Source organism: Pseudomonas oplopanacis (assembly GCF_057128725.1).
In genome coordinates this window covers 500,768-526,217 of sequence record NZ_JBSKHV010000002.1, presented here as the reverse complement: position 1 = coordinate 526,217, position 25,450 = coordinate 500,768, and the positions used below count along the sequence as shown (strand labels likewise).

Below are 25,450 nucleotides of genomic sequence, written 5' to 3'. Positions count from 1 at the left end.
AGCAGTCTCCATAAAGGGCTGCCAGCTTAGGACAAGAGGAGCTATTCATGAAAGCGCCCCGCGTGACCCTTGATCAATGGCGAACATTGCAGGCCGTGGTCGACCACGGTGGTTTCGCCCAGGCCGCCGAAGCGCTGCACCGTTCGCAATCGTCGGTGAGCTACACCGTCGCGCGCATGCAGGACCAGCTCGGCGTGCCGCTGTTGCGCATCGACGGTCGTAAAGCCGTGCTCACCGAAGCTGGTGGCGTATTGCTGCGCCGCTCGCGGCAACTGGTGAAACAGGCCAGCCAACTGGAAGACCTGGCCCATCACATGGAACAAGGCTGGGAAGCCGAAGTGCGGCTGGTGGTCGACGCGGCGTACCCGAGCGCTCGCCTCGTGCGCGCCTTGACCGCGTTCATGCCGCAAAGTCGCGGCTGCCGTGTTCGCCTGCGTGAAGAGGTGCTGTCGGGGGTGGAGGAAGTCCTGCTCGAAGGCGTGGCCGACCTCGCGATCACCGGCCTGAGCATTCCAGGCTATTTGGGTGCGGAGTTGAGCGACGTCGAATTCGTCGCGGTCGCCCACCCCGACCATGCGCTGCACCGCCTCAACCGCGAACTGAATTTCCAGGACCTGGAAAGCCAGATGCAAGTGGTGATCCGTGACTCCGGCCGGCAGCAGCCGCGCGACGTCGGCTGGCTCGGCGCCGAACAGCGCTGGACCGTCGGCAGCCTGGCCACCGCCGCGACGTTTGTCAGCAGCGGCCTGGGGTTCGCCTGGCTGCCACGGCACATGATTGAACGGGAACTCAAGGAAGGCACGCTCAAGCTGCTACCGTTGGATCAGGGCGGCAGTCGCAATCCGAGCTTTTACCTGTATTCGAACAAGGACAAACCCTTGGGACCGGCGACGCAGATTCTCATCGAACTGCTGCGCACTTTCGACACCGCACCACTGGACGCGCCTTTCGCCGCCCCTGAACAAGCCTGACAAGGAGTGAATGCATGGCCTATTTCGAACATGAAGGTTGCAACCTGCACTACGAGGAATATGGCCATGGCACGCCATTGCTCCTGGTCCATGGGTTGGGGTCCAGCACGCTGGACTGGGAAATGCAGATCCCGGCGCTGTCCTCGCGCTACCGGGTGATCGTCCCGGATGTGCGCGGCCACGGTCGCTCCGACAAACCCCGCGAGCGCTACAGCATTGCCGGTTTCAGTGCCGACCTGGTCGCGCTGATCGAGCATTTGAACCTCGGCCCGGTGCATTACGTGGGGCTGTCGATGGGCGGCATGATCGGTTTTCAACTGGCCGTGGACCAGCCGCAATTGCTCAAGAGCCTGACCATCGTCAACAGCGCGCCAGAGGTCAAGTTGCGCAGCCGCGACGATTATTGGCAGTGGTTCAAACGCTGGAGCCTGATGCGCGTCCTCAGCCTGGGCACCATCGGCAAGGCCCTCGGCGGCAAGCTGTTCCCGAATCCGGAGCAGGCTGATTTGCGTCAAAAGATGGCTGAGCGCTGGGCAAAAAACGACAAACATGCTTATCTCGCCAGCTTCGATGCCATCGTTGGCTGGGGGGTTCAGGAACGACTTTCGAAGGTTGCCTGTCCAACCCTCATCGTCAGCGCCGACCGTGATTACACGCCGGTGGCGCTGAAGGAAACCTATGTAAAACTGCTGCCCGATGCGCGGCTGGTGGTGATCGCCGATTCGCGCCACGCCACCCCGCTGGACCAACCCGAACGCTTCAACCAAACACTGCTCGAGTTTCTCACCGCAGTCGATACCACCCCAATCAGGATCACTGACCCATGCTGAAAAAAATCGCCCTCGTCGCCGGTTCCGTTCTGTTTGCCGCCAACCTGATGGCTGCCACGCCAGCCAAGGCACCGCACGTCTTGCTGGACACCACCAACGGCCAGATCGAAATCGAACTGGACCCGGTCAAGGCGCCAAAAAGCACTGAAAACTTTCTGAAGTACGTGAACAGTGGCTTCTACAACAACACCATTTTCCACCGCGTCATTCCGGGCTTCATGATCCAAGGCGGCGGTTTCACTCAACAAATGCAGCAAAAACCGACCGAAGCGCCGATCAAGAACGAATCGAAAAACGGCCTGCATAACGTCCGTGGCACGCTGTCCATGGCGCGTACCTCCGATCCGGATTCGGCCACCAGCCAGTTCTTCGTCAACGTCAAGGACAACGATTTCCTTGACCAGGGTGACGGCTACGCCGTGTTCGGTAAAGTCGTGAAAGGCATGGACGTGGTAGACATCATCGTCAATACCCAGACCACTACCAAAAGCGGCATGAAAGACGTGCCCGCCGATCCTGTATTCATCAAGTCGGCCAAGGTCATCAACTAAGCTTCACAGGAAGTCTTGAGCGGTTGCCGTCCCGCGGCACCGCTCACACTGTTCAAAGGAGAGCCCGTGCGCGGGCGGAGAACTGATGCTTTATCGCCGTTTTGAAAAACTGATCGACGTCTTTCGTGATGCACCGACGGCGGCTCCGCCGGATCGGGTTCTCCCTTTCTATACCTATTACCTGAAGCAGGTCTGGCCGAGTTTCGCCGCCCTGCTGATCGTCGGCCTCTTCGGCGCGCTGATCGAAGTGGCGCTGTTCAGTTACCTGAGCCGCATCATCGACCTCGCCCAAGGCACGCCCAACGTCAATTTCTTCAAGGAACACGGTATCGAGCTGGCCTGGATGGCAGTGGTGGCGCTGATCCTGCGCCCGGTGTTCGTTGGCCTGCACGACTTGCTGGTGCACCAGACCCTGAGCCCCAGCATGACCAGCATGATCCGCTGGCAGAACCACAGTTACGTGCTCAAACAGAGCCTCAATTTCTTCCAGAACGACTTTGCCGGGCGCATCGCCCAACGCATCATGCAGACCGGCAACTCGTTGCGTGATTCAGCGGTGCAAGCGGTGGACGCGCTCTGGCACGTGCTGATCTACGCGATCAGTTCGCTGGTGCTGTTTGCCGAGGCCGACTGGCGCCTGATGATCCCGTTGCTGAGTTGGATCGCCGCGTACATGGGTGCGCTCTACTACTTCGTGCCACGGGTTAAAGAGCGTTCGGTGGTGTCGTCCGATGCGCGCTCCAAACTCATGGGGCGGATCGTCGACGGCTACACCAACATCACCACGCTGAAGCTGTTCGCCCACACCAATTTCGAACAGCAGTACGCCAAGGAAGCCATCGAAGAGCAGACGGTAAAGGCCCAACTGGCTGGCCGCGTGGTCACCAGCATGGACGTGGTCATCACCAGCATGAACGGCCTGCTGATCGTCACCACCACCGGCCTGGCCCTGTGGCTGTGGACGCAGTCGCTGATCACCGTGGGCGCGATTGCCCTGGCCACTGGCCTGGTGATCCGCATCGTCAACATGTCCGGCTGGATCATGTGGGTGGTCACCGGCATCTTCGAAAACATCGGCATGGTCCAGGACGGTTTGCAGACCATCTCGCAACCGGTCAGCGTGACCGATCGCGATCAAGCCAAACCGCTGGCCGTCGCTCGCGGCGAAGTGCGCTTCGAGCACGTGGATTTCCACTACGGCAAGAAGAGCGGGATCATTGGCGACCTCAACCTGAACATCAAGGCCGGTGAAAAGATCGGCCTGATCGGTCCGTCCGGTGCCGGCAAATCGACCTTGGTCAATCTGCTGCTGCGCCTGTATGACGTGGAGGGCGGGCGAATCCTCATCGACGGCCAGAACATTGCCGACGTCGGCCAGGAAAGCCTGCGCGAGCGCATCGGCATGATCACCCAGGACACGTCGCTGCTGCACCGTTCGATCCGCGACAATTTGCTGTACGGCAAACCCGACGCCACCGACGCCGAACTCTGGGAAGCGGTGCACAAGGCCCGTGCCGACGAGTTCATTCCGTTACTGTCCGACGCCGAAGGCCGCACCGGTTTTGATGCGCATGTCGGTGAGCGCGGAGTGAAACTCTCCGGTGGCCAGCGCCAGCGGATTGCGATTGCCCGGGTGCTGCTCAAGGATGCACCGATCCTGATCATGGACGAGGCCACGTCAGCCCTCGACTCTGAAGTCGAAGCGGCGATCCAGGAAAGCCTGGAAACCCTGATGCAGGGCAAAACCGTGATCGCCATTGCCCACCGGCTTTCAACCATCGCCCGGATGGATCGGTTGGTGGTGCTGGAAAACGGCAGGATCGCCGAAACCGGCACCCACGCCGAACTGTTGGCCCATGGTGGGTTGTATGCACGGCTGTGGCAGCACCAGACCGGCGGTTTCGTAGGAATCGATTAACCCGCAATCACCCCAACCCCATACAAGCGAGCCTGCTCGCGAAGGCGGCGTGTCAGTTGGCATAGTTGTGTCAGATACACCGCCTTCGCGAGCAGGCTCGCTCCCACAGGGATCTTTTACACGCCTAAAACCGCCACAGCCTCTCAACCACGGGCTCTGGCGGTTTTTTATGGGCACTGGAATTCTCAAAAAACCCTGCTGTACTCAGCCAAGGTTTCTGGAGATGGTTCTGCAGTCCATCTACTGGATGCGATAGGCAGTAAAACCTCGAAAGGACACGCTCTCATGTCTCTATTCAAACGTTCTGCGACAGAGTTAGTAGGCACGTTCTGGTTAGTGTTAGGAGGCTGTGGCAGTGCGGTACTGGCCGCTGCCTTCCCGAATGTGGGGATCGGTTTGCTGGGGGTGTCCCTGGCGTTTGGTTTGACGGTGCTGACCATGGCGTTCGCCATCGGCCATATCTCCGGTTGTCACCTCAATCCGGCAGTGTCGCTGGGCCTGGTGGTCGGCGGACGGTTCCCGGCCAAGGAACTGCCGGCCTACATCATTGCCCAGGTAATCGGCGCAGTGATTGCAGCCGCGTTGCTGTACTTCATTGCCAGCGGCAAACCCGGCTTCGACCTGGCCGGGGGCTTGGCTTCCAACGGTTATGGCGAACACTCTCCCGGCGGCTACTCCATGGCAGCAGGGTTTGTCTGTGAACTGGTGATGACGGCGATGTTCATCCTGATCATCCTCGGTGCCACCGACAAGCGCGCCCCGGCCGGACTTGCGCCCATCGCCATCGGCCTGGCACTGACTCTGATCCACCTGATCTCGATTCCAGTCACCAACACCTCGGTCAACCCGGCGCGCAGCACCGGCCCGGCCCTGATTGTCGGAGGCTGGGCGATTCAACAACTGTGGATGTTCTGGGTCGCGCCGCTGCTCGGTGCGGTAATTGGCGGCGTGGTTTATCGCTGGCTGGGCAAAGAAGACGCTTAAGGCCCCGAACGAGGATCAGTCTTGCCGATAAGGCAAGGCGGTCCTCGCCTCTTCGGCATAGGCCAGCACGCCGACACGCTCTTGCTCGAGGAAGTCTTTGACTGCTGCTTTCAGACCGGGATGCCGCAGGTAGTGCCAGGAATGCGTGATTACCGGTTCAAACCCGCGAATCAGCTTGTGTTCGCCCTGGGCACCGGCGTCGAATCGCTGGAAGCCGTTGGCAATCGCATAGTCCATGCCCTGATAGAAACAGGTCTCGAAGTGCAGGCGATCAAACTCCGCCAGGCAGCCCCAGTAACGACCATAAAAACTGTCGCCACCCACCAGGCTGAAGGCCATGGCCACCGGCCGTGAGCCTTGCTTGGCCAGCACCACGCGAATCGACTCCGGCATGCGTTCGGCCAGCAGGCTGAAGAATTCGCGCGTCAAATAAGGCCTTTGCCGACGCACCGCGTAAGTATTGGCGTAGCAGGCATAGACGAAATCCCACTGCGCCTGATCCAGCTGCCGACCTTCGAGCCATTCGAAATCAATGCCCTGCCCCGCCACTTGCTCACGCTCTTTGCGCATCTGCTTGCGCTTGCGTGAACTGAGAGCGTCGAGGAAGTCCTGGAAGTCCCGGTAGCCGCGATTCTGCCAATGATATTGACAGCCAATGCGCTGCAGCCAGCCTGGCTGTTCGCTCAATGCAGCGTCGGTAAACGGGTCAGTGAAGTTGATGTGCGCACTGGAAAGCCCTTCGATCTCAAGGTAGCCCGGCAGGCTGTTAAGTAACTCGAAACCGTCCTCGACGCTGGCCGCCAGCAACCGCGGACCACTCACCGGACTGAAGGGCACGGCGGTCAATAATTTGGGGTAATAGTCGATACCGGCGCGCTCGCAGGCATCGGCCCAGGCGTGATCGAACACGTACTCGCCATAGGAATGCCACTTGCGGTAACTGGGCAACGCGGCGATCAGCCGATCACCCTCGACGTGCAACAAATGCTCGGGCTGCCAGCCGGAATGCGGGCCGACACTGCCGCTGTCCTCCAGGGCACTGAGGAAGGCATGGCGCAGAAAAGGCTGACTCTCAGGAACGAGCGCATCCCAGTTATGCGGTGCGATTTCGGACAGATTTTCCAATCGTTGCAGCGGCATCAACTTCCTCTCCACTTCTTGCGTGAAAGCCTCGCGAGTATCGCCTATCGCCAGCCATTCCACACCCGCGTTTCGCCGACAGGCCCGCGAAGAAAAAGTTCAAACAGCCTTTGTATCGTCATCAAGACGCCATCACTTTGCCACTGCCCTGTCATAAACCATCGCGATACTGGCGCCTGTTTTTAGAGCGCCTGGTTATTACCCGGCCACTGTTTTCCGTCCATCAATGGTCGGTTGTGCCCTGGATGGCTCAGTCATCCACTCTCATCTTCGGAGATTGATATGCGTCTTGCTTCCACGAAAACTGCGGCGGCCCTGTGTGGCGGGCTACTGCTGGCCATGAGCGTTCCGGCCAGCGCTGCAGTCGACGCCAAACTGCTCGACATGCTCAAGGCTAACGGCTCGATTACCAACGCACAGTACGGCGAGCTGCAAGCCGAACTGGCCCGGGATCAGAAAGACCAGCAAATCGCCCGTCAGGCTCAGCAAGAGACCAACGAGCAGATCGCACAAACTGCGAAGAAAACCGACACGCTGAGTGCCTTCGACCAGAAACTGGCATGGGCCGCCAAGACCCAGTTCAAGGGTGACGTTCGTTTCCGTGAAGAAACCGTCCACAACGATGGCGTTCCAAACAACAAAGACCAGGATCGCCAGCGCATTCGTGCCCGACTGGGTGCCTACAGCGAAATCAACCCGCAAGTCGACACCGGTATCCGTATCGCCACCGGCAGCAACGACGACGCGCGCTCCACCAACCAGGACCTGAACAACTACTTCGACAAGAAGCAGATCTGGCTGGACCAGGGTTACGTCGACTACCACCCGGACGCGATCAAGAACCTGCACCTCGTTGGCGGCAAGATGCCACAACAATGGGTGAGCATGGGCGACATCATCTGGGATAGCGACATCAACCCGGAAGGCCTGTCCGCATCCTACAAGTACCCGCTGAGCGGCAGCACCGAACTGTTCGGTAGCGCCGGTCACTACACCCTCAAGGACAACGTCGACGGCGAAGGCGTGCAGTTCAAACACGACCTGCGTCTGTACGCTGGCCAGTTGGGTGCGCGCTTTGCCATCACCGACAGCCTGAAAATGACCTTGGGCGGCAGTATCTATTCCTACGACAACGACGCGAACAGCGCCTGCCCGACCACCGGCACCGTCACCGCGCCCTGCGCCCTGGCCGTCAACGGCAACAGCCCGAACGAACGTTTCAAACTGTATGAAGGCTTTGGTCAGCTCGACATCAACAACCTGCCAGTACCGCTCTCGCTGTACGGTCAGTACGTCAACAACAAAGACGCGAGCAACGACCAGGACACTGGCTGGTTGACCGGCGTCAAGACCAAGCTCTACGGCTTCGCAGTGGACTACAACTACCGCGATGTACAGCGTAACTCGGTAGTCGGCGCCTTCACCGACTCCGACTTCGCCAACGGTTTCACCGGTTCGCGCGGCAGCAAGTTGAAAGTGAGCTACGAGTTGGACAAGAACTTCAACCTGGGCGCGACGTACTTCATGGCAACGTCTGACCAGACCAACGCCAGCATCAACAAGAAAGATTCGGACATCAACACCCTGCAACTGGATGCTGAAGCGAAGTTCTGATTTACCCCCGCTACACGACTCGGGCAAGGAAGCCCGGGTTGCTTTTACAGTCTGGCGTGGATGGGTTGATCCCCATCATCCGTTCGATTCATCCACGCGAGCCTGTTTCTTGACCCCCGCCCCCCATCCCCGCTGCTACGGAATGTCCTTGCGACGTTCGGCAGCCAGACGTTCGGCCAGCGTATCAGCGTCCGGCACGGCGTCCTCGGGCATGGCGCGCAATGTCGCCTGCATCACCCGCATCTGACGAATGAACCGCCGGCAATTAGGGCAGAACATCAGGTGATGACGCACCATCAGCCGCTCACGAAAACTCAACTGCCCGTCAAGATAATCGCTGGAACGTGCCACTTGTTCCTTACAGGTCAGCATTCGCCGGTTTCCTCAAAATGTTCTACGGTCGCAAAGACCTTCAACCGTGCCCGATGCAGCAGCACACGAACATTGGAGAGCGAGATTTCCAGAAGATTACAGATCTCTTCCAGCTCAAGCCCCTGACGCTCGCGAAGTAATAACACACTGCTTTGCAGTTCCGACAGGCTGAGCAGCGTGTGTTCCAGGCATTCGCGCAGCTCGTTTTCGGTCAGTAGCGCTTCCGGCGTGTCCTGGTGCCAGGCAAACGGCGCCACCAGCCAATGACCATCAGCGGACGAGAAACGATCGTCATCGATGGTCCCGTGGGGCGACGGCAGGTCATCGAGGAGCACTTCGCGACGGTTTTGTTTGTATCGACCTTTTGCCGCATTCGCGGTAATGGTCAGCAACCAGGTCTTGAGGCTCGACCTCGCCTCGAATTTGCTCAAGTTACGCACCACCGACAGCCACGCATCCTGAACGATTTCGTCGGCATGCCGGCTGCCCACAATCGCGTAGGCCACCGCGCGCATGGCGCTCTGGTAAGTGCTGACTAATTCCTTGAATGCCTTTTGCTCGCCGGCCAGTAATCGCTCAAGCAGTTGCGAATCGTCAGCCGCCATCAATCAATCCCCTTGTTCTGACTTCGAAAATGACGACGGCAGGACTCCGCCCGCGGCGCAGTCCTGCCGTTATTTCCGAAAGCTACAGTGTCCTGACGGTTTCGACTGTAGGAAACGTCCCAACTATCCAACGGAAAAAGGTGTGGCTCAACGCTTGCGCAGAATCACGCTGCCAATCGAGTAACCGGCGCCAAACGAACTGAGCACGGCCAGCGAGCCGGCGGCCAGATCATCCTGATTCTTGTGAAAAGCGATCACCGACCCGGCGGAGCTGGTGTTGGCGTAGGTGTCGAGAATCACCGGTGCCTCTTCTTCGGTGGCCTCGCGACCCAGCAGTTTCTTGACGATCAGGTGGTTCATGCTGAGGTTGGCCTGGTGCAGCCAGAAACGCTTCACGTCACCGATGTTGAGCTTGTTCTCATCCAGGTGCGTGGCGATCAGCTCGGCGACCATCGGGCACACGTCGCGGAACACCTTGCGGCCTTCCTGCACGAACAGTTTGTCCTTGGCACCGATGCCCTCTTCCGCAGCGCGGTTGAGGAAGCCGAAGTTGTTGCGGATGTTGTTGGAGAACTTGGTCAGCAGTTTGGTGCTGACGATGTCGAACTGGTACTTGGACGTCGCCAGGTCCGCACGCTCGATGATCACGGCGGTGGCCGCGTCACCGAAGATGAAGTGGCTGTCGCGGTCGCGGAAGTTCAGGTGACCGGTGCAGACTTCCGGGTTGACCATCAGGATCGCCCGGGCCTGGCCCAGTTGCACGCTGTTGGTGGCGGCCTGGATGCCGAAGGTTGCCGAGGAGCAGGCAACGTTCATGTCGAAACCGAAGCCCTGGATGCCCAGCGCTTCCTGGACTTCGATGGCGATGGCCGGGTAGGCGCGTTGCAGGTTGGAGCAGGCGACGATCACGCCGTCGATGTCCGCAGCAGTCTTGCCGGCGCGCTGCAAGGCTTGTTCGGCAGCGCCGATGGCCATTTGGCAGAGCACCGACCATTCGTCGTTCGAGCGCTCCGGCAGGCGTGGCGCCATGCGTTGCGGGTCGAGAATGCCGTCCTTGTCCATGACAAAGCGGCTTTTGATGCCGGAGGCTTTTTCGATAAACGCAGCGCTGGACTCGGTCAACGCTTCGATTTCGCCACGGGCAATGGCCTCGGCGTTGTCGGCGTTGAATTGCGCGACGTAGGCGTTGAAGGACTGCACCAGCTCTTCGTTGGAGATGCTGTTGGCCGGGGTGTACAGGCCGGTGCCGCTGATGACGACGTTATGCATGGTCGTTTCTCTAATCTGTTCAGGCAGAAAGCATTGGCACCGACGTACCAACACACAAAGGGTCTGTTCCCGTCACGGGAAGCCAACCAGGCATCGCTTTATTCCGTTCCGCCCGAACCTTGAAGGGCTCAAAACCGCGGGGCCGGCGTTTATAGGCGCGAAGTTTGCCATAAACGTTAGATTTTGGCGCCTTTTGCGCGAGTAACGGCGTACCTAAAATGTGGGAGCGAGCCTGCTCGCGAAGAGGGCATCAGCTTCAACATCATTGTTGACTGACACACCGCCTTCGCGAGCAGGCTCGCTCCCACAGGTTTTGTGGCGAGCCCCGGTTTCAGGGTTCGACCTGGGTCCACTGTTTATTCAGGCGTTTATCGGAGATCGGCACCTTGGTCCCCAATTGCTGGGCAAACAGCGAAACCCGGTATTCCTCCAGCCACCAGCGATACAGCTCCAGCTGCGGATCGCGCTTGCCTTCCTGGGCATGTTTGCTGGCGCGGGTCTGGTATTGGGCCCAGAGGCCGGACAATTCGCCGCTCCACACCCGATCCCGTTGCACCTGAGCACCGATTTTCTCGAAACGCTGCTCGACCGCTTTCAGGTAACGCGGCAGCTCCTTGAGCCACACCATTGGCGTTTCACGGACAAAACCGGGATACACCAGGTGACTGAGCTGCTGCTTGATGTCGTTCAGGGCCACGGCTTGCGCCAGGTCGATCTTGCCCTTGAAGCGTTTTTGCAGGCCATGCCACAGTTTGAGGATTTCCAGGGTCAGCTTCGCCAGACGCTCGGCGTGTTCAGTCCAGCCGCCACGTTTGCGCTCGGCCAACGCCGCCAGCCCGGCACCATCGCGTGGCAACGGGTCTTCACCGTCGAGAATGCAGCTGTCGAGACTGGCCAGCAGAATGTCTTCCACCAGACTGTCGACGCGCCCCATGTCGCGGTACATCAGGCCCAATTCGGTCAGCCCCGGCAACTTGCCGCGCAGGAATTTCGCCGGTTCCGCCAGTTGCTGCATCAGCAAACGCTGCAATGCACGACGATGCTGGAACTCGGCTTCGGCCGGCGTCGAGAAACGCCCTTCCTTGACCGTGCCGCCCTCTTCCACCAGCGCCGGATAGACCGTCATCGACAGCCCGGCAATCTTCTGTTGGGTTTTCTCGGCGACCGCGGCAAAGACTTTCGCCTCCACCGGTCGCTGGCTTTTCGCGGTTTGCGGTACCGCCAATGCGGCCTGACTCGCTTCAGCAAAACGCGCGGTCAGTTCCGCCAGATCACGCCCTTCGCCAAGGAACTTGCCCTCGCCGTCGACGATTTCCAGGTTCATTCGCAAATGGCTGTCGACCTGTTGTGACGCTTCGGCCCACGCTTCATCGCTGACCCGCGCGCCGGTCATGCGCAGCAATTCGCGGCCCAGCGCCTGCGGCAATGAACCCTCGGCGAAGGTCATGCGTTGCAGCGCGGCTTTGACGAAGTCTGGCACCGGCACGAAATTCTTGCGCAAGGCCTTGGGCAGGTTGCGCACCAGCGCGATGCATTTGGCTTCGATCACCCCCGGCACCAGCCACTCCAGACGTTCCGGTGGCAACATTGGCAGCAACGGCGCCGGCACGCGCAGGGTCACGCCATCGCGTGGATGGTTAGGCTCGAAGTGGTAACTCAGCGACAGCTCCAGATCACCGATATGCAGGGTGTCCGGGTAATGCAGGGCGGTGACTTCGCTAGCCTCGCGGGCCAGCACGTCTTCTTCGCGCATGATCAACAGCTGCGGGTCTTTCTGGCTGTTGACCTTGTACCAACTGTCGAACGTGGCGGTCTGGTGAATCTCCGCCGGCAATCGCGCATCGTAGAAAGCGAACAGGGTTTCTTCGTCGGCGAGAATGTCACGGCGACGGGCCTTGGCTTCCAGTTCGTCGAGTTGCTCCAGCAGTTGCGCGTTGGCTGTCAGGCATTTGGCCTTGGATTGAATCTCGCCGCGCACCAGCCCTTCACGAATGAAAAACTCACGGGACACCACTGGATCAATCGGCCCGTAATGCACGGGCCGGCGACCAACCACGATCAGTCCGAACAAAGTGATCTGCTCGAAGGCCACAACCTGACCGCGCTTCTTCTCCCAATGCGGTTCGAAGTGGTTTTTCTTGATCAGGTGCCCGGCCAGCGGCTCGATCCAGTCGGCATCGATCTTGGCGACCATGCGCGCATAGAGTTTGGTGGTTTCCACCAGCTCGGCGGTCATCAGCCATTGCGGGCGCTTCTTGCCCAAACCGGATGACGGGTGAATCCAGAAACGCCGCTGACGGGCGCCCAGGTAATCACCTTCATCGGTTTTCTGGCCGATCTGACTGAGCAGGCCCGAGAGCACGGCTTTGTGCAGTTTCGGGTAATCCGCCGGTTCTTTGTTGATGCTCAGCTGCATGTCGCGGCAGATCAGGCTCAACTGACGGTGCGAGTCGCGCCATTCGCGCAACCGCAGGTAATTGAGGAAATTCTTGCGGCACCAATTGCGCAACGGACTCGCCGTCAGCGCCTGGCGTTGCTCTTCAAAGCCGCGCCACAGATTGACCAACCCGGCGAAGTCCGAGTCCGCGTCTTTCCATTGTGCGTGAGCCTGATCAGCCGCCTGCTGACGCTCCGGCGGACGCTCGCGCGGGTCTTGAATCGACATGGCGCTGGCGACGATCAGCACTTCCTGCAAGCTGCCGAGTTTCGCCGCTTCCAGGAGCATGCGGCCCATGCGCGGGTCCACCGGCAAGCGCGCCAGATTGCGCCCCAACGGGGTCAGCTGACTGTTGCGGTCCACCGCCGAAAGCTCTTGCAGCAGGTTAAAACCGTCGCTGATGGCCTTGCCATCCGGCGGTTCGATAAACGGGAAATCGGTAATCTCGCCAAGGCGCAGGTGCAGCATCTGCAAAATAACGGCGGCAAGGTTGGTGCGCAGGATTTCCGGGTCGGTAAATTCCGGGCGACCCATGAAATCGTCTTCGCCATAAAGGCGGATGCAGATGCCGGGCTCAACCCGACCACAGCGACCTTTACGCTGGTTGGCGCTGGCCTGTGAAATCGCCTCGATGGGCAGGCGCTGGACCTTGGCGCGGTAGCTGTAACGGCTGATGCGTGCGGTGCCGCTGTCGATCACGTAACGAATGCCCGGCACCGTCAGCGAAGTTTCCGCGACGTTGGTCGCCAGGACCACGCGACGTCCTGGGTGCGACTGGAAAATCCGCTGCTGCTCTGCCGGCGACAGACGCGCATACAACGGCAGGATTTCGGTGTGCTTGAGCTGGGCCTTGCGCAGCATGTCGGCGGCATCGCGAATTTCGCGCTCGCCGGGCAGGAACACCAGCACATCGCCGGGGCTCTTGCGCTCGCTGCGTTCGAACGCGGCAATTTCGTCGAGGGTGGCGAGAATCGCCTGGTCCACGGTCAAGTCGTCCTCGACGCGGTTGCCCTCTTCGTCCTGCTCCAGCGTCAGCGGGCGATACCAGGTTTCCACCGGGAAGGTGCGGCCGGAGACTTCGACAATCGGTGCGTCGTCGAAGTGCTTGGAGAAGCGCTCCAGGTCGATGGTGGCCGAGGTGATGATGACTTTCAGGTCCGGACGGCGCGGCAGCAGGGTTTTCAGGTAACCGAGCAGGAAGTCGATGTTCAAGCTGCGTTCGTGGGCTTCGTCGACGATGATCGTGTCGTAGCGTTCGAGGTAGCGGTCGTTCTGGGTTTCCGCCAGCAGGATGCCGTCGGTCATCAGTTTGATCAGGGTGTTGGAATCGCTCTGGTCCTCGAACCGCACCTGATAACCGACCAGCGCGCCCAGTGGCGTCGCCAGTTCTTCAGCAACGCGGCTGGCCACGCTGCGCGCCGCAATTCGACGCGGCTGGGTGTGGCCGATCAGGCCATGCTGGCCGCGACCGATTTCCAGGCAAATCTTCGGCAACTGGGTGGTTTTACCCGAGCCGGTTTCGCCAGCGATGATCAGCACCTGATGCTTGAGCAGCGCGGCTTTGATTTCGTCGCGCTTGGCGGCGATCGGCAAACTGTCGTCGTAACGAATCACCGGCAGGCTGGCGCGCCGCGCCAACACCTGATCACAGGACGCCTGCAGGCGCGTCACCCACAGGGCCAGCTTGGCCTCGTCAGGTTTCTTGCGCAGCTCAAGCAACTGCCGCCGCAGCCGGTGGCGGTCGGCGAGCATGGCGTGATCGAGGTTTTTCAGCAGTTTGTCGATGGAGGGCGATTCGTCGGTCATCGGGTACGCAATTCAGTCGTCTAGTGGCGCAGGGGGGCGATTGTCGCAGATTTGGCGGTACAAATGAGCGCTGCGATTTTTCGAACGGTCACTGCTCCCTGTAGGAGCCCGGCTTGCCGGCGATAGCGATCTTGCGGACGCCATCGCCGGCAAGCCGGGCTCCTACAGGTTTGTGGTCGCCCAAACGAGGTTATTCGTTTTCGAAGCCTTTGCGCCGATACGGGAACACGTCGATGATCTTCCCCGCCCGAATCGCCTCTTGCAGGCTTTTCCAGTAATCGGCGTTGTACAACTCGCCATGCAACTGATCAAACAAGCGCCGCTGACCCGAGTCAGCAAACAAAAAAGGTGGAAACTCCTCGGGAAACACATCCAGCGGCCCGATCGAATACCAAGGCTCCGATGCCATCTCGTCTTCCGGCGTACGCGGCTGCGGGATGTGGCGGAAGTTGGCCTCGGTCAGGAAACAAATCTCGTCATAGTCATAAAACACCACGCGACCGTGGCGGGTGACGCCGAAGTTTTTCAGCAGCATGTCGCCGGGAAAGATGTTCGCCGCCGCCAGTTGCTTGATCGCCAGGCCGTAATCCTCCAGCGCCTCATGCACCTGCGCCTCGTTGGCGTTTTCCAGGTACAGGTTCAACGGCGTCATCCGCCGTTCGGTCCAGCAGTGGCGGATCAGCACAGTGTCGCCTTCGACCGACACCGTGGAGGCTGCCACTTCGAGTAATTCTTCCAGGCACGCCGGGTCGAACTTGCTCAACGGGAAACGGAAATCGGCGAACTCCTGGGTATCAGCCATGCGCCCGACGCGGTCGACGCTTTTCACCAGACGGTATTTCTCGATCACCGTGGCGCGGTCGACGTTCTTCGACGGCGAGAAACGGTCCTTGATGATTTTGAACACGGTGTTGAAACCCGGCAGGGTAAACACGCTCATGACCATGCCGCGCACACCGGGGGCCATGATGAACTGGTCGTCGGTGTTGGCCAGGTGATTGATCAGCGCCCGGTAGAACTCGGACTTGCCGTGTTTGTAGAAACCGATCGAGGTGTACAGCTCGGCGATGTGCTTGCCCGGCAGGATGCGCTTGAGGAAACCGATGAACTCCGCCGGCACCGGCACGTCGACCATGAAATACGAGCGGGTGAACGAGAAGATGATCGACACGTCCGCTTCATCGGTAATCAGCGCATCGATCTGAATCCCGCGACCTTCGCGGTGCAGCAGCGGAATTACCAGCGGCCACTGCTCGTCCCGGGTGTAGATGCGCCCGACCAGGTACGCGCCTTTATTGCGGTAGAGCACCGAGGAAAACAGCTCGACGCTCAGCTCCGGGTCCTTGCACACCCAGTCCGGCAGGTTCTCGCGCAGTTGCGCTTCGAGGCGGCTCAGGTCGCCGGCCAGGTCAGCGTAATCTTCACTGAAACGGTAGTCGGCAAAAATGCTCGCCAGCATGCCGGACAACTGACCCTGAGGTTTGTAGGTGCGGGTTTGTGCGGCGCGGGCCCGACGCAGGCTTGGGCGCGTGGTGTGGATAAACATGCAGCCGTCGCTGATCAGGTCATGGCTGAACAAACCGCAGAAAATCGAGTTGTACCAGGTCTCGGACAGTTCATCGTCGAAACGCAGGTCGATCAGCGTGATGTACGCGCTCTTGACCAGCGGCCAGCAACTGACGTCCAGCGTGTCACTGTCGAACGCGACGCGCAGCCGCTCCACAGTTTCACTGACTTTTTCTTCATAGAGATTGATCCGCGCGGCGGACGCGACTTGCGTCTCCTGCCACTGGGCCTGCTCGAAGCGGGCTCGCGCGCCGTCGGTAATCTGACGGAAATGCTCGCGGTAATCGTCAAAGCCATCGAGGATCATTCGGGCGATATCGGCGGCTGGCCATTGCTGCGGCATGGTGAGACCTCTGCGGGAATTCGTGAGCCCTGAGCTTAGCCAGTGAACCGGGTGCAGGAGAAGCGTAATTTTCACTGCAGTTATTTGCCCGTTTTTCGGTTGCCATCGATCTGGCACTCGGCAACACTCTCGTCCCCATAAAGGAAGGAGAGCAGCGTGAACCCCGTCGATATCGTCCGTTTACTGTCATTGGCGGCCATTTGGGGTGCGAGCTTTCTGTTCATGCGCATCATCGCCCCCGTGATTGGCACAATCCCCACGGCGTTTTTCCGCGTGTCGATCGCTGCCACCGGCCTGCTGATTATTCTCGGGCTGATGCGCATCAGCTGGGACTTCAAAGGCAAACTCAAGACCGTGATGCTGCTCGGGGTGATCAACTCCGGGATCCCGGCGACTCTGTATTCCGTGGCCGCCCAGGTGCTGCCGGCCGGGTACTCGGCCATCTTCAACGCCACCACGCCACTGATGGGCGTGTTGATCGGCGGGTTGTTCTTCCATGAACGACTCACCGCCGCCAAGCTTGGCGGGGTATTGCTCGGGTTGTTTGGTGTGGGCGTGCTGACCCGGGCGGGCCCGGTCGCGTTCGACCTGCAATTGCTGATGGGCGCCCTCGCCTGCCTGATGGCCACGACCTGTTACGGCTTCGCCGGTTTCCTCGCCCGCCGCTGGCTGGATCAGGCCGGCGGTCTCGACAGCCGTTTGTCCGCGCTGGGCAGCATGCTCGGGGCGACGCTGTTTCTGTTGCCGTTGTTCGGCTACAGCGTGATCAGCCAACCGCCGGCGAGCTGGGGCGGCTGGAATGTCTGGTTGTCGTTGCTGGGGTTGGGGCTGGTGTGTACTGCGCTGGCGTATATCATCTACTTCCGCTTGCTCAGCTCGGTCGGGCCGGTGCGGTCGATGACCACGACCTTCCTGATCCCGCCGTTCGGGGTGTTGTGGGGAGCGTTGTTGCTGGATGAGCCGTTGTCGATGGCGCATATCTATGGCGGGGTGTTGATTGCGGCGGCGTTGTGGCTGGTGTTGAAGCCGGCGGTGGTGAAAGTGGCTGAGGTGACGGCCAAGTAGATTCTGGTGGTGCTGATGACGCCTTCGCGAGCAGGCTCGCTCCCACAGTTAACCTCAGCGCTCACAGATGTTGTGTTCACAGGAGATCCAGTGTGGGAGCGAGCCTGCTCGCGATGGCGTCGGTTCAGACACTACAAGGCCGACTGACACACCTCCCCATCCACCAACCGCCGAATCCCCAGCGGATTAGCGTTCTGCAACGCCTCGGGCAGCAACGCCTCAGGATAATTCTGGAAGCACACCGGCCGCAGGAACCGATCAATCGCCAGCGTCCCCACCGACGTCCCCCGCGAGTCGGACGTCGCGGGGTACGGCCCGCCATGCACCATCGCCTCGCACACCTCGACCCCGGTCGGATAGCCGTTGAGCAAAATCCGCCCGACCTTCTCCTGAAGCAGCTCGGCCAGCCAGCGGTACTCCAGCAACTCCTCGGCCTCGCCAATCAGCGTCGCCGTCAATTGCCCGCGCAATCCGTGCAACGCCGCCACCAACTGCGCCCGATCTGCAACTTCAATGACGATAGTCGTCGGCCCGAAGACTTCTTCCTGAAGCAATCCATCGCCCTTGAGCAACAGACTGACATCCGCCTTGAATATCTGCGGCTGCGCCTGATTGCCCTCTTGCGGGCGGCCCGCCAGATGCATCACCCCCGGATGTTCATGCAACTCTGCGAGCCCTCGGCTGTAGCTGACCAAGGCACCGGCATTGAGCATGGTCTGCGCCGGTTGCTGGTTCATGCTCGCGCAAAAGGTTTCCAGGAAGGTGCTGAACTGCGGCGAACGCAGGCCAATGACCAGGCCGGGATTGGTGCAGAACTGACCGCAACCCTGGGTCACCGAACCGGCGAGTTGTGCGGCGATTTGCTCGCCGCGTTCCGCCAGCGCTTCGGGCAACAGGAACACCGGGTTGATGCTCGACATTTCGGCAAACACCGGGATCGGTTGCGGGCGGGTCGTGGCCATATGGCTCAGGGCATTGCCGCCCTTGAGCGAGCCGGTGAAGCCTACCGCCTGAATCGCCGGGTGCTTGACCAGCCACTCGCCAACGCCCCCGCCGTAGATCATGTTGAACACGCCCGCTGGCATTTCCGTGCGTTCGGCGGCACGGATGATCGCGTCCGCCACCCACTCGGCCGTCGCCATGTGACCGCTGTGCGCCTTGAACACCACCGGGCAACCGGCGGCCAAGGCCGACGCGGTATCACCGCCGGCCGCGGAGAATGCCAGGGGAAAGTTGCTCGCGCCAAACACCGCGACCGGCCCTAAACCGATGCGGTACTGACGCAGGTCCGGACGCGGCAACGGCTGGCGATCCGGCAGTGCCCGGTCAATCCGCGCACCGTAGAAATCCCCGCGACGCAGGACCTTGGCGAATAAACGCATCTGCCCGCTGGTGCGCCCCCGCTCCCCCTGAATGCGCCCGGCCGGTAGCGCGGTTTCGCGGCACACGGTGGCGACGAAATCATCGCCGAGCGCATCGATTTCATCGGCGATGGCGTCGAGGAACCGGGCGCGCTTTTCAGCGCTCAGGTTGCGATAGACCGGGTAAGCGGCGGCCGCAGCGTTGGCGGCGGCGTCCACTTCGGCTTCGGATGCCTGAAAGAAGGTGCCCGGCAGCGGTTCGCCGGTGGTCGCGTCGAGGCTTTGCAGTTGCAACGTGCCGTTGGCGCTGCGGCGACCGCCGATGTAGTTGTGTCCCAGTGGCAATGTCATGAAGGGTTCCTTTTGAAAGGCTTAAAGCGCACGCACCTGACCGATGGCCAACGGCTGGGCGCTTTCGCCGATACCGTTCACCAGTGGCGCACCAAACTCATCGAGGCTGATCTGGAAGCGATCGCCCGGCTGGGTTTTCACCCCGTCGGCAAACGACAGCGTGGCGGTGCCGAAGTAGTGCACATGGACATCGCCGGGGCGCAAGAACTGCGCGTATTTGAAGTGGTGGAATTCGAGGTTGGCGAGGCTGTGGCACATGTTGTCTTCGCCACTGAGAAATTCCTTTTCCCAGATCGTTTCGCCATTGCGCTTGATGCGGCTGGTGCCGACCAGATGCCTGGGCAATTCACCGACACGCAGTTCGGGGCCGTAGGAGCAATAGCGCAGTTTCGAATGCGCCAGGTACAAGTAATTGCGTCGTTCCATCACATGGTCGGAGAACTCGTTGCCCAAGGCATAACCGAGGCGATACGGCAGGCCGTCGTCGCCGATCACGTACAGGCCGGTCAACTCGGGTTCTTCACCGGCGTCTTCGGCAAACGGTGGCACCGGAAAGTCCGCACCGGGGCGCACGACGATGCTGCCGTCGCCCTTGTAGAACCATTCCGGTTGCGCACCGACCTGCCCGGCGGCGGGTTTTCCACCTTCCAGGCCCCACTTGAAGATGCGCATGGTGTCAGTCATGCCGGCTTCGACGGCGCCGCCCTGCTGGTGCATCTTGTCCCGTGCCGAGGCGCTGCCAAGATGGGTCAGGCCGGTGCCGCTGATCAGGCAATGGGCCGGGTCTTCGTGGTCCAGCGGTGGCAGGACTTTGCCTTGCTGTAGCAGTTGCGCGTAATCGGGACCCGGTTCGGTGCCGCGCCGGGCGACCTCTTCTTGCAGACTGCGCTGGGCGCGAATTGCCGCGAGGGCCAGTTCACGGGTGCTGCCGGTACCTTTGAGCACTTGGACCTGTGCACCCTCGACGAGGCCGACCTGGCGCTCGCCGGCGGTGTTTTCAAATTGAATCAGGCGCATGACGGCCTCCAGAAAGTCGGGGATGGCGCCGCCCGCAGGCGACACCTCAAGGTCACTCGATGATGTTGAAGTCGCTCAGGTATTCATCGGAGATTTCCAGGCCTAGGCCCGGTGTGTTGTCGTCGAGCTGGATGTAGCCGTTGACCGGTTGTGGCTCGCCCTTGAACACGTAGTAGAACAGTTCGTTGCCGACCTCGACGTCGAACACCGGGAAGAACTCGGCCATTGGCGAGGCGGTGGTGGACATGGTCAGGTGGTAGTTGTGCATCTGCCCGGCGTGAGGGATAACCGGCACCGACCAGGCTTCGGCCATGGCGTTGATCTTGCGCGCGGCAGTGATGCCGCCGACGCGGTTGGTGTCGTACTGGATCACGTCGACGGCGCGGCGTTCCAGCAGGTCCTTGAAGCCGTAGGAAGTGAATTCATGCTCACCGCCGGAGATCGGCATGATCCCCATTTTTTTCAACTCGATGTAGCCTTCGATGTCATCCGCGATCACCGGTTCTTCGAGCCAGCGCGGTTCGAATTCGGCGAGTTTGGGCAACATGCGGCGGGCGTATTCCAAAGTCCAGCCCATGTAGCATTCGAGCATGATGTCGATGTCGGGGCCGGCCAGGTTACGCAATGCACGCACTTGTTCGATGTTCTTGCGCATGCCCGCCGGGCCGTCTTTCGGGCCGTAGCCGAAGCGCATTTTCAGTGCGGTGAAACCCTGGTTCAGATAACCCTGGGCTTCTTCGAGGAACAGGTCGAGGTTGTCGTTGGCGTAGAGTTTTGAGGCGTAGGTCCAGATCTTTTCCTTGGTGCGCCCGCCGAGCAATTTGAACACCGGTTTGTTCACGGCTTTGCCCATGATGTCCCAGATGGCGATGTCGATGGCCGAGATCGCCGCCATGCCAATGCCTTTACGGCCCCAGGCGTGGCTCTGGCGGTACATCTTCTGCCAGATGTATTCGTTGTCGAAGGGGTCTTCGCCAATCGCAATCGGTGCCAGGTAGGTGTCGATGATTTCCTTGGCCACACGCGGCGCCAGGGCGCAGTTACCGATGCCGACGAGGCCGGTATCGGTCTCGACTTCCACCACCAGCCAGCCGTGAAAACGGAACGAGCCCATGGCGTCGCCACGCTCGAACAGGATGTCACTGGCGTTGGTGCAGAAGTGCGCTTGAGGCGGAACGACTTTGCCTTTCCACTCAAAAACGCGGGTACGGATGGCTTTGATTTTCATGAATACAATTCCTTGCGCTGCCGGCTTCTTGTAGTTGTTGGGTCGCTGCGAAGAACCGCTCGGGTAGCGGGTTCCAGGCATTCGATGGAGCGACTTTAGCCAGCGCTCGGGGGTGCGGATAATCACTTATGCGTATCCGGCGATAACCTGGGGTGATCGCAAAAACGAGTTATCCGCTAGATCGGGTTATCAGCCTTAATGCAAAAAAAATGTGGGAGCGAGCCTGCTCGCGAAAGCGGAAGTACAGACACCTTTTTAGTGACTGTCAGACCGCCTTCGCGAGCAGGCTCGCTCCACACAGGGGAATTGCGTTGATCACAAAAATCCAGCAACACCATCAATCAGTGTGGGAGCGAGCCTGCTCGCGAAAGCGGTAGTACAGGCACCCATTCAGTGACCGTCAGACCGCCTTCGCGAGCAGGCTCGCTCCCACAGGGGGATCAGTGTTGTGTCAGTAGTTGTTGGTACCCATCCGGCACGCGATTTCGAACGCCTGGCGGATCGCCCCGACGTTCGCCTTGCCTTGCCCCGCAATGTCGAATGCGGTGCCATGGGCCGGCGTGGTAATCGGTATCGGCAAGCCGCCCTGCACCGTCACGCCGCGGGAGAAGCCCATCAACTTGATCGCGATCTGGCCCTGGTCGTGATACATCGTCACCACCGCGTCGAAGGCACTGGCATCGCCCTGCACCTTGAGGAAAATCGTGTCCCCAGGGTACGGCCCTTCCGCCGCAATCCCCAACGCCTGGGCGGAGCGCACGGCGGGGCCGATGATGTCCAGCTCTTCCCGGCCGAATGAGCCGTTGTCGCCGTTATGCGGGTTCAGCCCGCACACACCAATGCGCGGTTTGGCCAGGCCGTTGCGCTTGAGCGCGGTGTCGATCAACTGAATGGCTTCCACCACCCGCGCCTGCGTGAGCATGCCCGGCACTTCAGCCAGCGCCACATGGGAAGTCACCCGCGACGTCCACAAGTTATCGAGCACGTTGAACTCGCAGAACGGCCCGTGAAAATCCAGCAACTCGGCGAACCAGTGCAGCTCATCGTTATGCGCCATGCCAGCCATGTGCAGCGAGGTCTTGTTCAGCGGTCCGAACAGCACGGAGTCGGTGATGCCGGCCTCGGTCAGGCGCAGGGCTTTTTCCAGGGTGTCGAGGCTGTAGCGACCGCCGATGATGCTGGCTTCATTGCGCGCAAACTCGCCAATCGTGTCGCCGCGAAAGTCATAGAACAGCGGCGTGTCATCAACGAATGACAGGTGCTCCAGCGATTCGACGCGACGGTACGGAAATTCCGCTCCGGCAATGCGCATGCCGCGACGCATTTCTGCTTCGTCGGCGATCAAAATCACATGGGCCTGACGGCGCACCTCGGGCTCGGCGAGCAGGCGTGCGATAAGTTCCGGACCGATGCCGGCCGGGTCGCCCAGGACCATCGCGATGGTGGTTTTGTTCATGCTTCACTCCTCAAGGATTCAGGCCGCACCCGGTCAATGGCGCAAGGCTCGCAGCGATAGACCCGCTGCGCGTTGCTGTAGAAAAGTCGTTCCTGATCGGCGCTCGGAAAATCGGCAACGATGGATTTGAAACCGCTGTAGATGTCGTCGAACGAGCCGCACAGGCTGTCCACGGGGAAGTTGCTGGCAAACATCGCCCGGTCGCAGCCGAACATGGCGATGACTTCGCGCACGATCCAGGCGTTGTCTTTGGCGCGCCAACGCTGACCGCCCTGGCCCAGGCCGGAGATCTTCACCCGCACGTTCGGCCACTGCGCCAGCCGCGCCATCGCCAGGCGCCAACCGGCCAGGCCTTCGGCACTGCGGTCGTTGGGCAAACCGGCATGGTTGAGAATCAGCGTGATGCCGGGGAAATCCCGGGCCAGGCGTTCGGCTTCGTGCAGATTCCACCAAGGCGTCTGCAAGTCGAAATGCAGGCCCAGGCCTTCCAGCGCGGCGTAACTGCGGCGCCAGTGTTCGTCGCTCATCAGGCTGCGCACGTGCCCAACCTGCTCCGGTGCGATAGGACCGCCGGGCTTGTGGCGCACACTGCGCACACACTTGAAACCCGCTTGCTCGGACAGCACCGCGATGGCGTCCGGATGGTCGAGCCAGGCTTGCGCGACGATCGCATTCGGCACGCCGTAGCGAGCGGCCAGCCCCTCGATGAAACGGGTTTCGCCAATCGGGTCTCGCGGGTTCCATTCGGTTTCGACGTACACCGTTTGCACGACGTTATGGGCACCGGCATCGGCGAAGTAGTCATCGGGAAAATAACGCCGTTTGATCGCGCTGTAGTCGCCGTAGCGAAACGGGATATTGGCCTCGGGCGAGAGCCACGGATGGTCATTGATCGCCGGGTCCCAGAAATGGTGATGAGCGTCTACGATCGGGCCGTCCCACACCTTAGTCATGACGCACCTCATCCAGGCTGATAAACAATGTGGCCAACACGAAGACCGCCGAGCACGCCGCAAAGAACCCCAGCACCGGCGCGAAACCGCCGGCCATTTGCACAATGACGCCCACCAGAATCGGCACCGCGATACCGCCCGTGCTGCCGGCCATGTTCATCACGCCGCCGATCAAACCGACTCGCGCCGGCGCCGCCAGCAACGCCGGGAAGCTCCAGTAGAGGCTGCCCCACATCAGGAAAAACGCGGTCATGGCCAACAACGCCACCGCCGCAAACGGATCGCTCAGGGTCGGCAGCAACAGGAACGCGCCCAACGCCACGACGCCGGAGAACGCCAGCAGACTCTTGACCGCCACACCGCGGCTGACACCTTTGCGAATCAGGCCGTCGCAGAGGAAACCACCGGTCAATGAACCCAGCGCACCGCAGATGAAAATCACGAAGGTCGCCGCGCCAATGCCCTTGATATCGAAGCCGCGCGCCTGCGCCAGGTAACTCGGGCCCCAGGTCAGCAAACCGAAATAGACCATCGCCCAACTCGCACGGCCGATCAGCAAACCCGTCAATGAACGGGGCGCGATGCCCAGGCCCTTGACCGGCGCACGGGCGGCTTCGGCAGCGGGCGTCGCGCGTCCGGCGTTGATCTTCTCCAGCTCCTGGGCATTCACTTGCGGATGCGTGGCCGGGTCATCGCGCAGATAACGCCGCGCCAGCCATGCCAGAACAAGCGTTGCAATCCCGGCGATCACGAACGCCAGGCGCCACGAATCCAGCGAAGCAATCAGGTACGCAATGATCAACCCGCCCAGTGCCACGCCCAACGGGCTGCCACTGTCCATCAGCACCGCGCCGCGACTGCGCTCGCTCGGCGCCAGCCACAGGGAAATCAGCTTGCCGCCGGAGGGAAACAAGGGCGCCTCGGCGGCCCCCAGTGCGACGCGGGCAAACAGCAGTGACACACCGCCCGTGGCAAAGGCAGCGATGACCTGAAAAGTCCCCCACAACCCCGTGGACCAACTGATCACCCGGTGCGGACCGAAACGGTCGATCAGCCAGCCGCCGGGAATCTGCAACAGCGCATACGCCCAGAAAAAACTGCTGAGGATCAGCCCTTGCAGGCTCGGCGACAGGGAGAATTCATGGGCGATGGTCGGCATCGCAATCGACAGCGACACCCGATCGATCAGGTTGACCATGGTCAACGCAAAGACGATCGCGAAGATCCGCCAGCGTACGCTGCTGGCTTTGCTCGCACCGGAGAGCGGGACGGCCGCTGCCGATGATTGAACACCTGCCGATTGAGCACCCGAGTCATGCAGATGCAGGGAAGCACTGGGACGAGCCATGGTGCGTACCTCGATTTATTATTCTTGTGGTGACGACATTGCCGCGGCGTGGCGGCGTTGGTGAGCACTATCGAAGGCCCAGTGATAACCGTCTAATCAAAACTTGAAATCAGGCGATAGCCTCGAGTTATGGCATGCCCTGCTTTCAGGCAGCTTTCAACGGATAGCAGCCTTTTCGACTTTCCTCGAAAACCGCTCTGGCGCAAAGGCTGGAGCGTTAACGGCCACTTTCACTGCCCAGACCTATAACCCCAGGCTATCGGTG

18 protein-coding genes and 1 pseudogene are annotated in these 25,450 nt (G+C 60.7%); 7 read left to right on the top strand and 12 right to left on the bottom strand.

Annotation, left to right across the window (positions count from 1 at the left end):
• Positions 1–47: 47 nt before the first annotated feature.
• The 5 genes and pseudogenes from ACWKV5_RS06785 (at position 48) to aqpZ (ending at position 5,254) form a co-directional block, all read left to right on the top strand.
• A complete protein-coding gene (locus ACWKV5_RS06785; RefSeq protein WP_483840684.1) occupies positions 48–971 on the top strand; it encodes a PA3225 family LysR-type transcriptional regulator in 924 nt (307 codons plus the stop codon).
• A gap of 14 nt (positions 972–985) precedes the next feature.
• Positions 986–1,791: pseudogene (locus ACWKV5_RS06780) on the top strand (alpha/beta fold hydrolase).
• Between the two features lie 3 nt (positions 1,792–1,794).
• The gene (locus ACWKV5_RS06775) at positions 1,795–2,352 is read left to right on the top strand and encodes a peptidylprolyl isomerase (RefSeq protein WP_483840683.1); all 558 of its coding nucleotides are present in this window, start codon (positions 1,795–1,797) and stop codon (positions 2,350–2,352) included.
• Positions 2,353–2,437: 85 nt separating this feature from the next.
• A complete protein-coding gene (locus ACWKV5_RS06770; protein ID WP_123433950.1) occupies positions 2,438–4,270 on the top strand; it encodes an ABC transporter ATP-binding protein in 1,833 nt (610 codons plus the stop codon).
• A gap of 285 nt (positions 4,271–4,555) precedes the next feature.
• Positions 4,556–5,254, top strand: coding sequence for an aquaporin Z (gene aqpZ / locus ACWKV5_RS06765; protein ID WP_483840682.1), 699 nt, complete (start codon positions 4,556–4,558; stop codon positions 5,252–5,254).
• 15 nt (positions 5,255–5,269) lie between these two features.
• Here aqpZ and ACWKV5_RS06760 read toward each other — a convergent pair whose 3' ends face one another.
• Positions 5,270–6,394, bottom strand: coding sequence for a GNAT family N-acetyltransferase (locus ACWKV5_RS06760; RefSeq protein WP_483840681.1), 1,125 nt, complete (start codon positions 6,392–6,394; stop codon positions 5,270–5,272).
• Positions 6,395–6,676: 282 nt separating this feature from the next.
• Between ACWKV5_RS06760 and ACWKV5_RS06755 the strand changes: the two genes are divergently transcribed.
• The gene (locus ACWKV5_RS06755) at positions 6,677–8,008 is read left to right on the top strand and encodes a putative porin (RefSeq protein ID WP_483840680.1); all 1,332 of its coding nucleotides are present in this window, start codon (positions 6,677–6,679) and stop codon (positions 8,006–8,008) included.
• 135 nt (positions 8,009–8,143) lie between these two features.
• Here the strand turns inward: ACWKV5_RS06755 and ACWKV5_RS06750 are convergent, their stop codons facing one another.
• From ACWKV5_RS06750 to aceK, 5 genes are all read right to left on the bottom strand, one after another.
• Entirely contained in the window at positions 8,144–8,380 is a 237-nt protein-coding gene (locus ACWKV5_RS06750) for an anti-sigma factor family protein (protein ID WP_483840679.1), read from the bottom strand.
• Complete coding sequence (locus ACWKV5_RS06745) at positions 8,374–8,988, bottom strand: RNA polymerase sigma factor (RefSeq protein WP_483840678.1); 615 nt, start codon at positions 8,986–8,988, stop codon at positions 8,374–8,376. The genes ACWKV5_RS06750 and ACWKV5_RS06745 overlap by 7 nt, the downstream gene beginning before the upstream one ends.
• A gap of 144 nt (positions 8,989–9,132) precedes the next feature.
• Entirely contained in the window at positions 9,133–10,254 is a 1,122-nt protein-coding gene (locus tag ACWKV5_RS06740) for a beta-ketoacyl-ACP synthase III (RefSeq protein WP_483840677.1), read from the bottom strand.
• Positions 10,255–10,585: 331 nt separating this feature from the next.
• A complete protein-coding gene (gene hrpA, locus ACWKV5_RS06735; protein WP_483840676.1) occupies positions 10,586–14,497 on the bottom strand; it encodes an ATP-dependent RNA helicase HrpA in 3,912 nt (1,303 codons plus the stop codon).
• A gap of 190 nt (positions 14,498–14,687) precedes the next feature.
• A complete protein-coding gene (gene aceK / locus ACWKV5_RS06730; RefSeq protein ID WP_483840675.1) occupies positions 14,688–16,406 on the bottom strand; it encodes a bifunctional isocitrate dehydrogenase kinase/phosphatase in 1,719 nt (572 codons plus the stop codon).
• Between the two features lie 156 nt (positions 16,407–16,562).
• On the opposite strand from aceK, the gene ACWKV5_RS06725 reads away from it, so the two are divergent.
• Positions 16,563–17,471 (top strand): DMT family transporter, encoded by a 909-nt coding sequence (locus ACWKV5_RS06725; RefSeq protein ID WP_483840674.1) that lies wholly within the window; start codon positions 16,563–16,565, stop codon positions 17,469–17,471.
• Positions 17,472–17,602: 131 nt separating this feature from the next.
• Here the strand turns inward: ACWKV5_RS06725 and ACWKV5_RS06720 are convergent, their stop codons facing one another.
• From ACWKV5_RS06720 to ACWKV5_RS06695, 6 genes are all read right to left on the bottom strand, one after another.
• Positions 17,603–19,183 carry an aldehyde dehydrogenase (NADP(+)) gene (locus ACWKV5_RS06720; protein ID WP_483840673.1) on the bottom strand — a complete coding sequence of 527 codons (1,581 nt, stop codon included), beginning with the start codon at positions 19,181–19,183 and terminating at the stop codon, positions 17,603–17,605.
• Between the two features lie 21 nt (positions 19,184–19,204).
• On the bottom strand, positions 19,205–20,200 hold the full coding sequence (araD1, locus tag ACWKV5_RS06715; RefSeq protein WP_483840672.1) for an AraD1 family protein: 996 nt from the start codon (positions 20,198–20,200) through the stop codon (positions 19,205–19,207).
• Positions 20,201–20,252: 52 nt separating this feature from the next.
• The gene (locus tag ACWKV5_RS06710; RefSeq protein ID WP_007943924.1) at positions 20,253–21,428 is read right to left on the bottom strand and encodes an L-rhamnonate dehydratase; all 1,176 of its coding nucleotides are present in this window, start codon (positions 21,426–21,428) and stop codon (positions 20,253–20,255) included.
• A 451-nt stretch (positions 21,429–21,879) separates the two neighbouring features.
• Positions 21,880–22,884 (bottom strand): 4-hydroxythreonine-4-phosphate dehydrogenase PdxA, encoded by a 1,005-nt coding sequence (locus ACWKV5_RS06705; protein ID WP_140665797.1) that lies wholly within the window; start codon positions 22,882–22,884, stop codon positions 21,880–21,882.
• Positions 22,881–23,837, bottom strand: a complete 957-nt coding sequence (locus tag ACWKV5_RS06700; protein WP_483840671.1) for an amidohydrolase family protein — start codon at positions 23,835–23,837, stop codon at positions 22,881–22,883. The genes ACWKV5_RS06705 and ACWKV5_RS06700 overlap by 4 nt, the downstream gene beginning before the upstream one ends.
• Positions 23,830–25,185: an MFS transporter gene (locus ACWKV5_RS06695; protein WP_483840670.1), complete on the bottom strand. Its 1,356-nt coding sequence runs from the start codon at positions 25,183–25,185 to the stop codon at positions 23,830–23,832. Before ACWKV5_RS06695 ends, ACWKV5_RS06700 begins: the two co-directional genes overlap by 8 nt.
• Positions 25,186–25,450: the final 265 nt, after the last annotated feature.

What these genes read in the sequence shown, in the direction of transcription:
- aceK (WP_483840675.1), bottom strand. Translation starts at nt 16,406, where the DNA reads ATGCCGCAGCAATGGCCAGCCGCCGATATCGCCCGAATGATCCTCGAT.
- aqpZ (WP_483840682.1), top strand. Translation starts at nt 4,556, where the DNA reads ATGTCTCTATTCAAACGTTCTGCGACAGAGTTAGTAGGCACGTTCTGG.
- ACWKV5_RS06755 (WP_483840680.1), top strand. Translation starts at nt 6,677, where the DNA reads ATGCGTCTTGCTTCCACGAAAACTGCGGCGGCCCTGTGTGGCGGGCTA.
- ACWKV5_RS06750 (WP_483840679.1), bottom strand. Translation starts at nt 8,380, where the DNA reads ATGCTGACCTGTAAGGAACAAGTGGCACGTTCCAGCGATTATCTTGAC.
- hrpA (WP_483840676.1), bottom strand. Translation starts at nt 14,497, where the DNA reads ATGACCGACGAATCGCCCTCCATCGACAAACTGCTGAAAAACCTCGAT.
- ACWKV5_RS06785 (WP_483840684.1), top strand. Translation starts at nt 48, where the DNA reads ATGAAAGCGCCCCGCGTGACCCTTGATCAATGGCGAACATTGCAGGCC.
- ACWKV5_RS06740 (WP_483840677.1), bottom strand. Translation starts at nt 10,254, where the DNA reads ATGCATAACGTCGTCATCAGCGGCACCGGCCTGTACACCCCGGCCAAC.
- ACWKV5_RS06695 (WP_483840670.1), bottom strand. Translation starts at nt 25,185, where the DNA reads ATGGCTCGTCCCAGTGCTTCCCTGCATCTGCATGACTCGGGTGCTCAA.
- ACWKV5_RS06720 (WP_483840673.1), bottom strand. Translation starts at nt 19,183, where the DNA reads ATGACATTGCCACTGGGACACAACTACATCGGCGGTCGCCGCAGCGCC.
- araD1 (WP_483840672.1), bottom strand. Translation starts at nt 20,200, where the DNA reads ATGCGCCTGATTCAATTTGAAAACACCGCCGGCGAGCGCCAGGTCGGC.
- ACWKV5_RS06700 (WP_483840671.1), bottom strand. Translation starts at nt 23,837, where the DNA reads ATGACTAAGGTGTGGGACGGCCCGATCGTAGACGCTCATCACCATTTC.
- ACWKV5_RS06770 (WP_123433950.1), top strand. Translation starts at nt 2,438, where the DNA reads ATGCTTTATCGCCGTTTTGAAAAACTGATCGACGTCTTTCGTGATGCA.
- ACWKV5_RS06760 (WP_483840681.1), bottom strand. Translation starts at nt 6,394, where the DNA reads ATGCCGCTGCAACGATTGGAAAATCTGTCCGAAATCGCACCGCATAAC.
- ACWKV5_RS06775 (WP_483840683.1), top strand. Translation starts at nt 1,795, where the DNA reads ATGCTGAAAAAAATCGCCCTCGTCGCCGGTTCCGTTCTGTTTGCCGCC.
- ACWKV5_RS06710 (WP_007943924.1), bottom strand. Translation starts at nt 21,428, where the DNA reads ATGAAAATCAAAGCCATCCGTACCCGCGTTTTTGAGTGGAAAGGCAAA.
- ACWKV5_RS06705 (WP_140665797.1), bottom strand. Translation starts at nt 22,884, where the DNA reads ATGAACAAAACCACCATCGCGATGGTCCTGGGCGACCCGGCCGGCATC.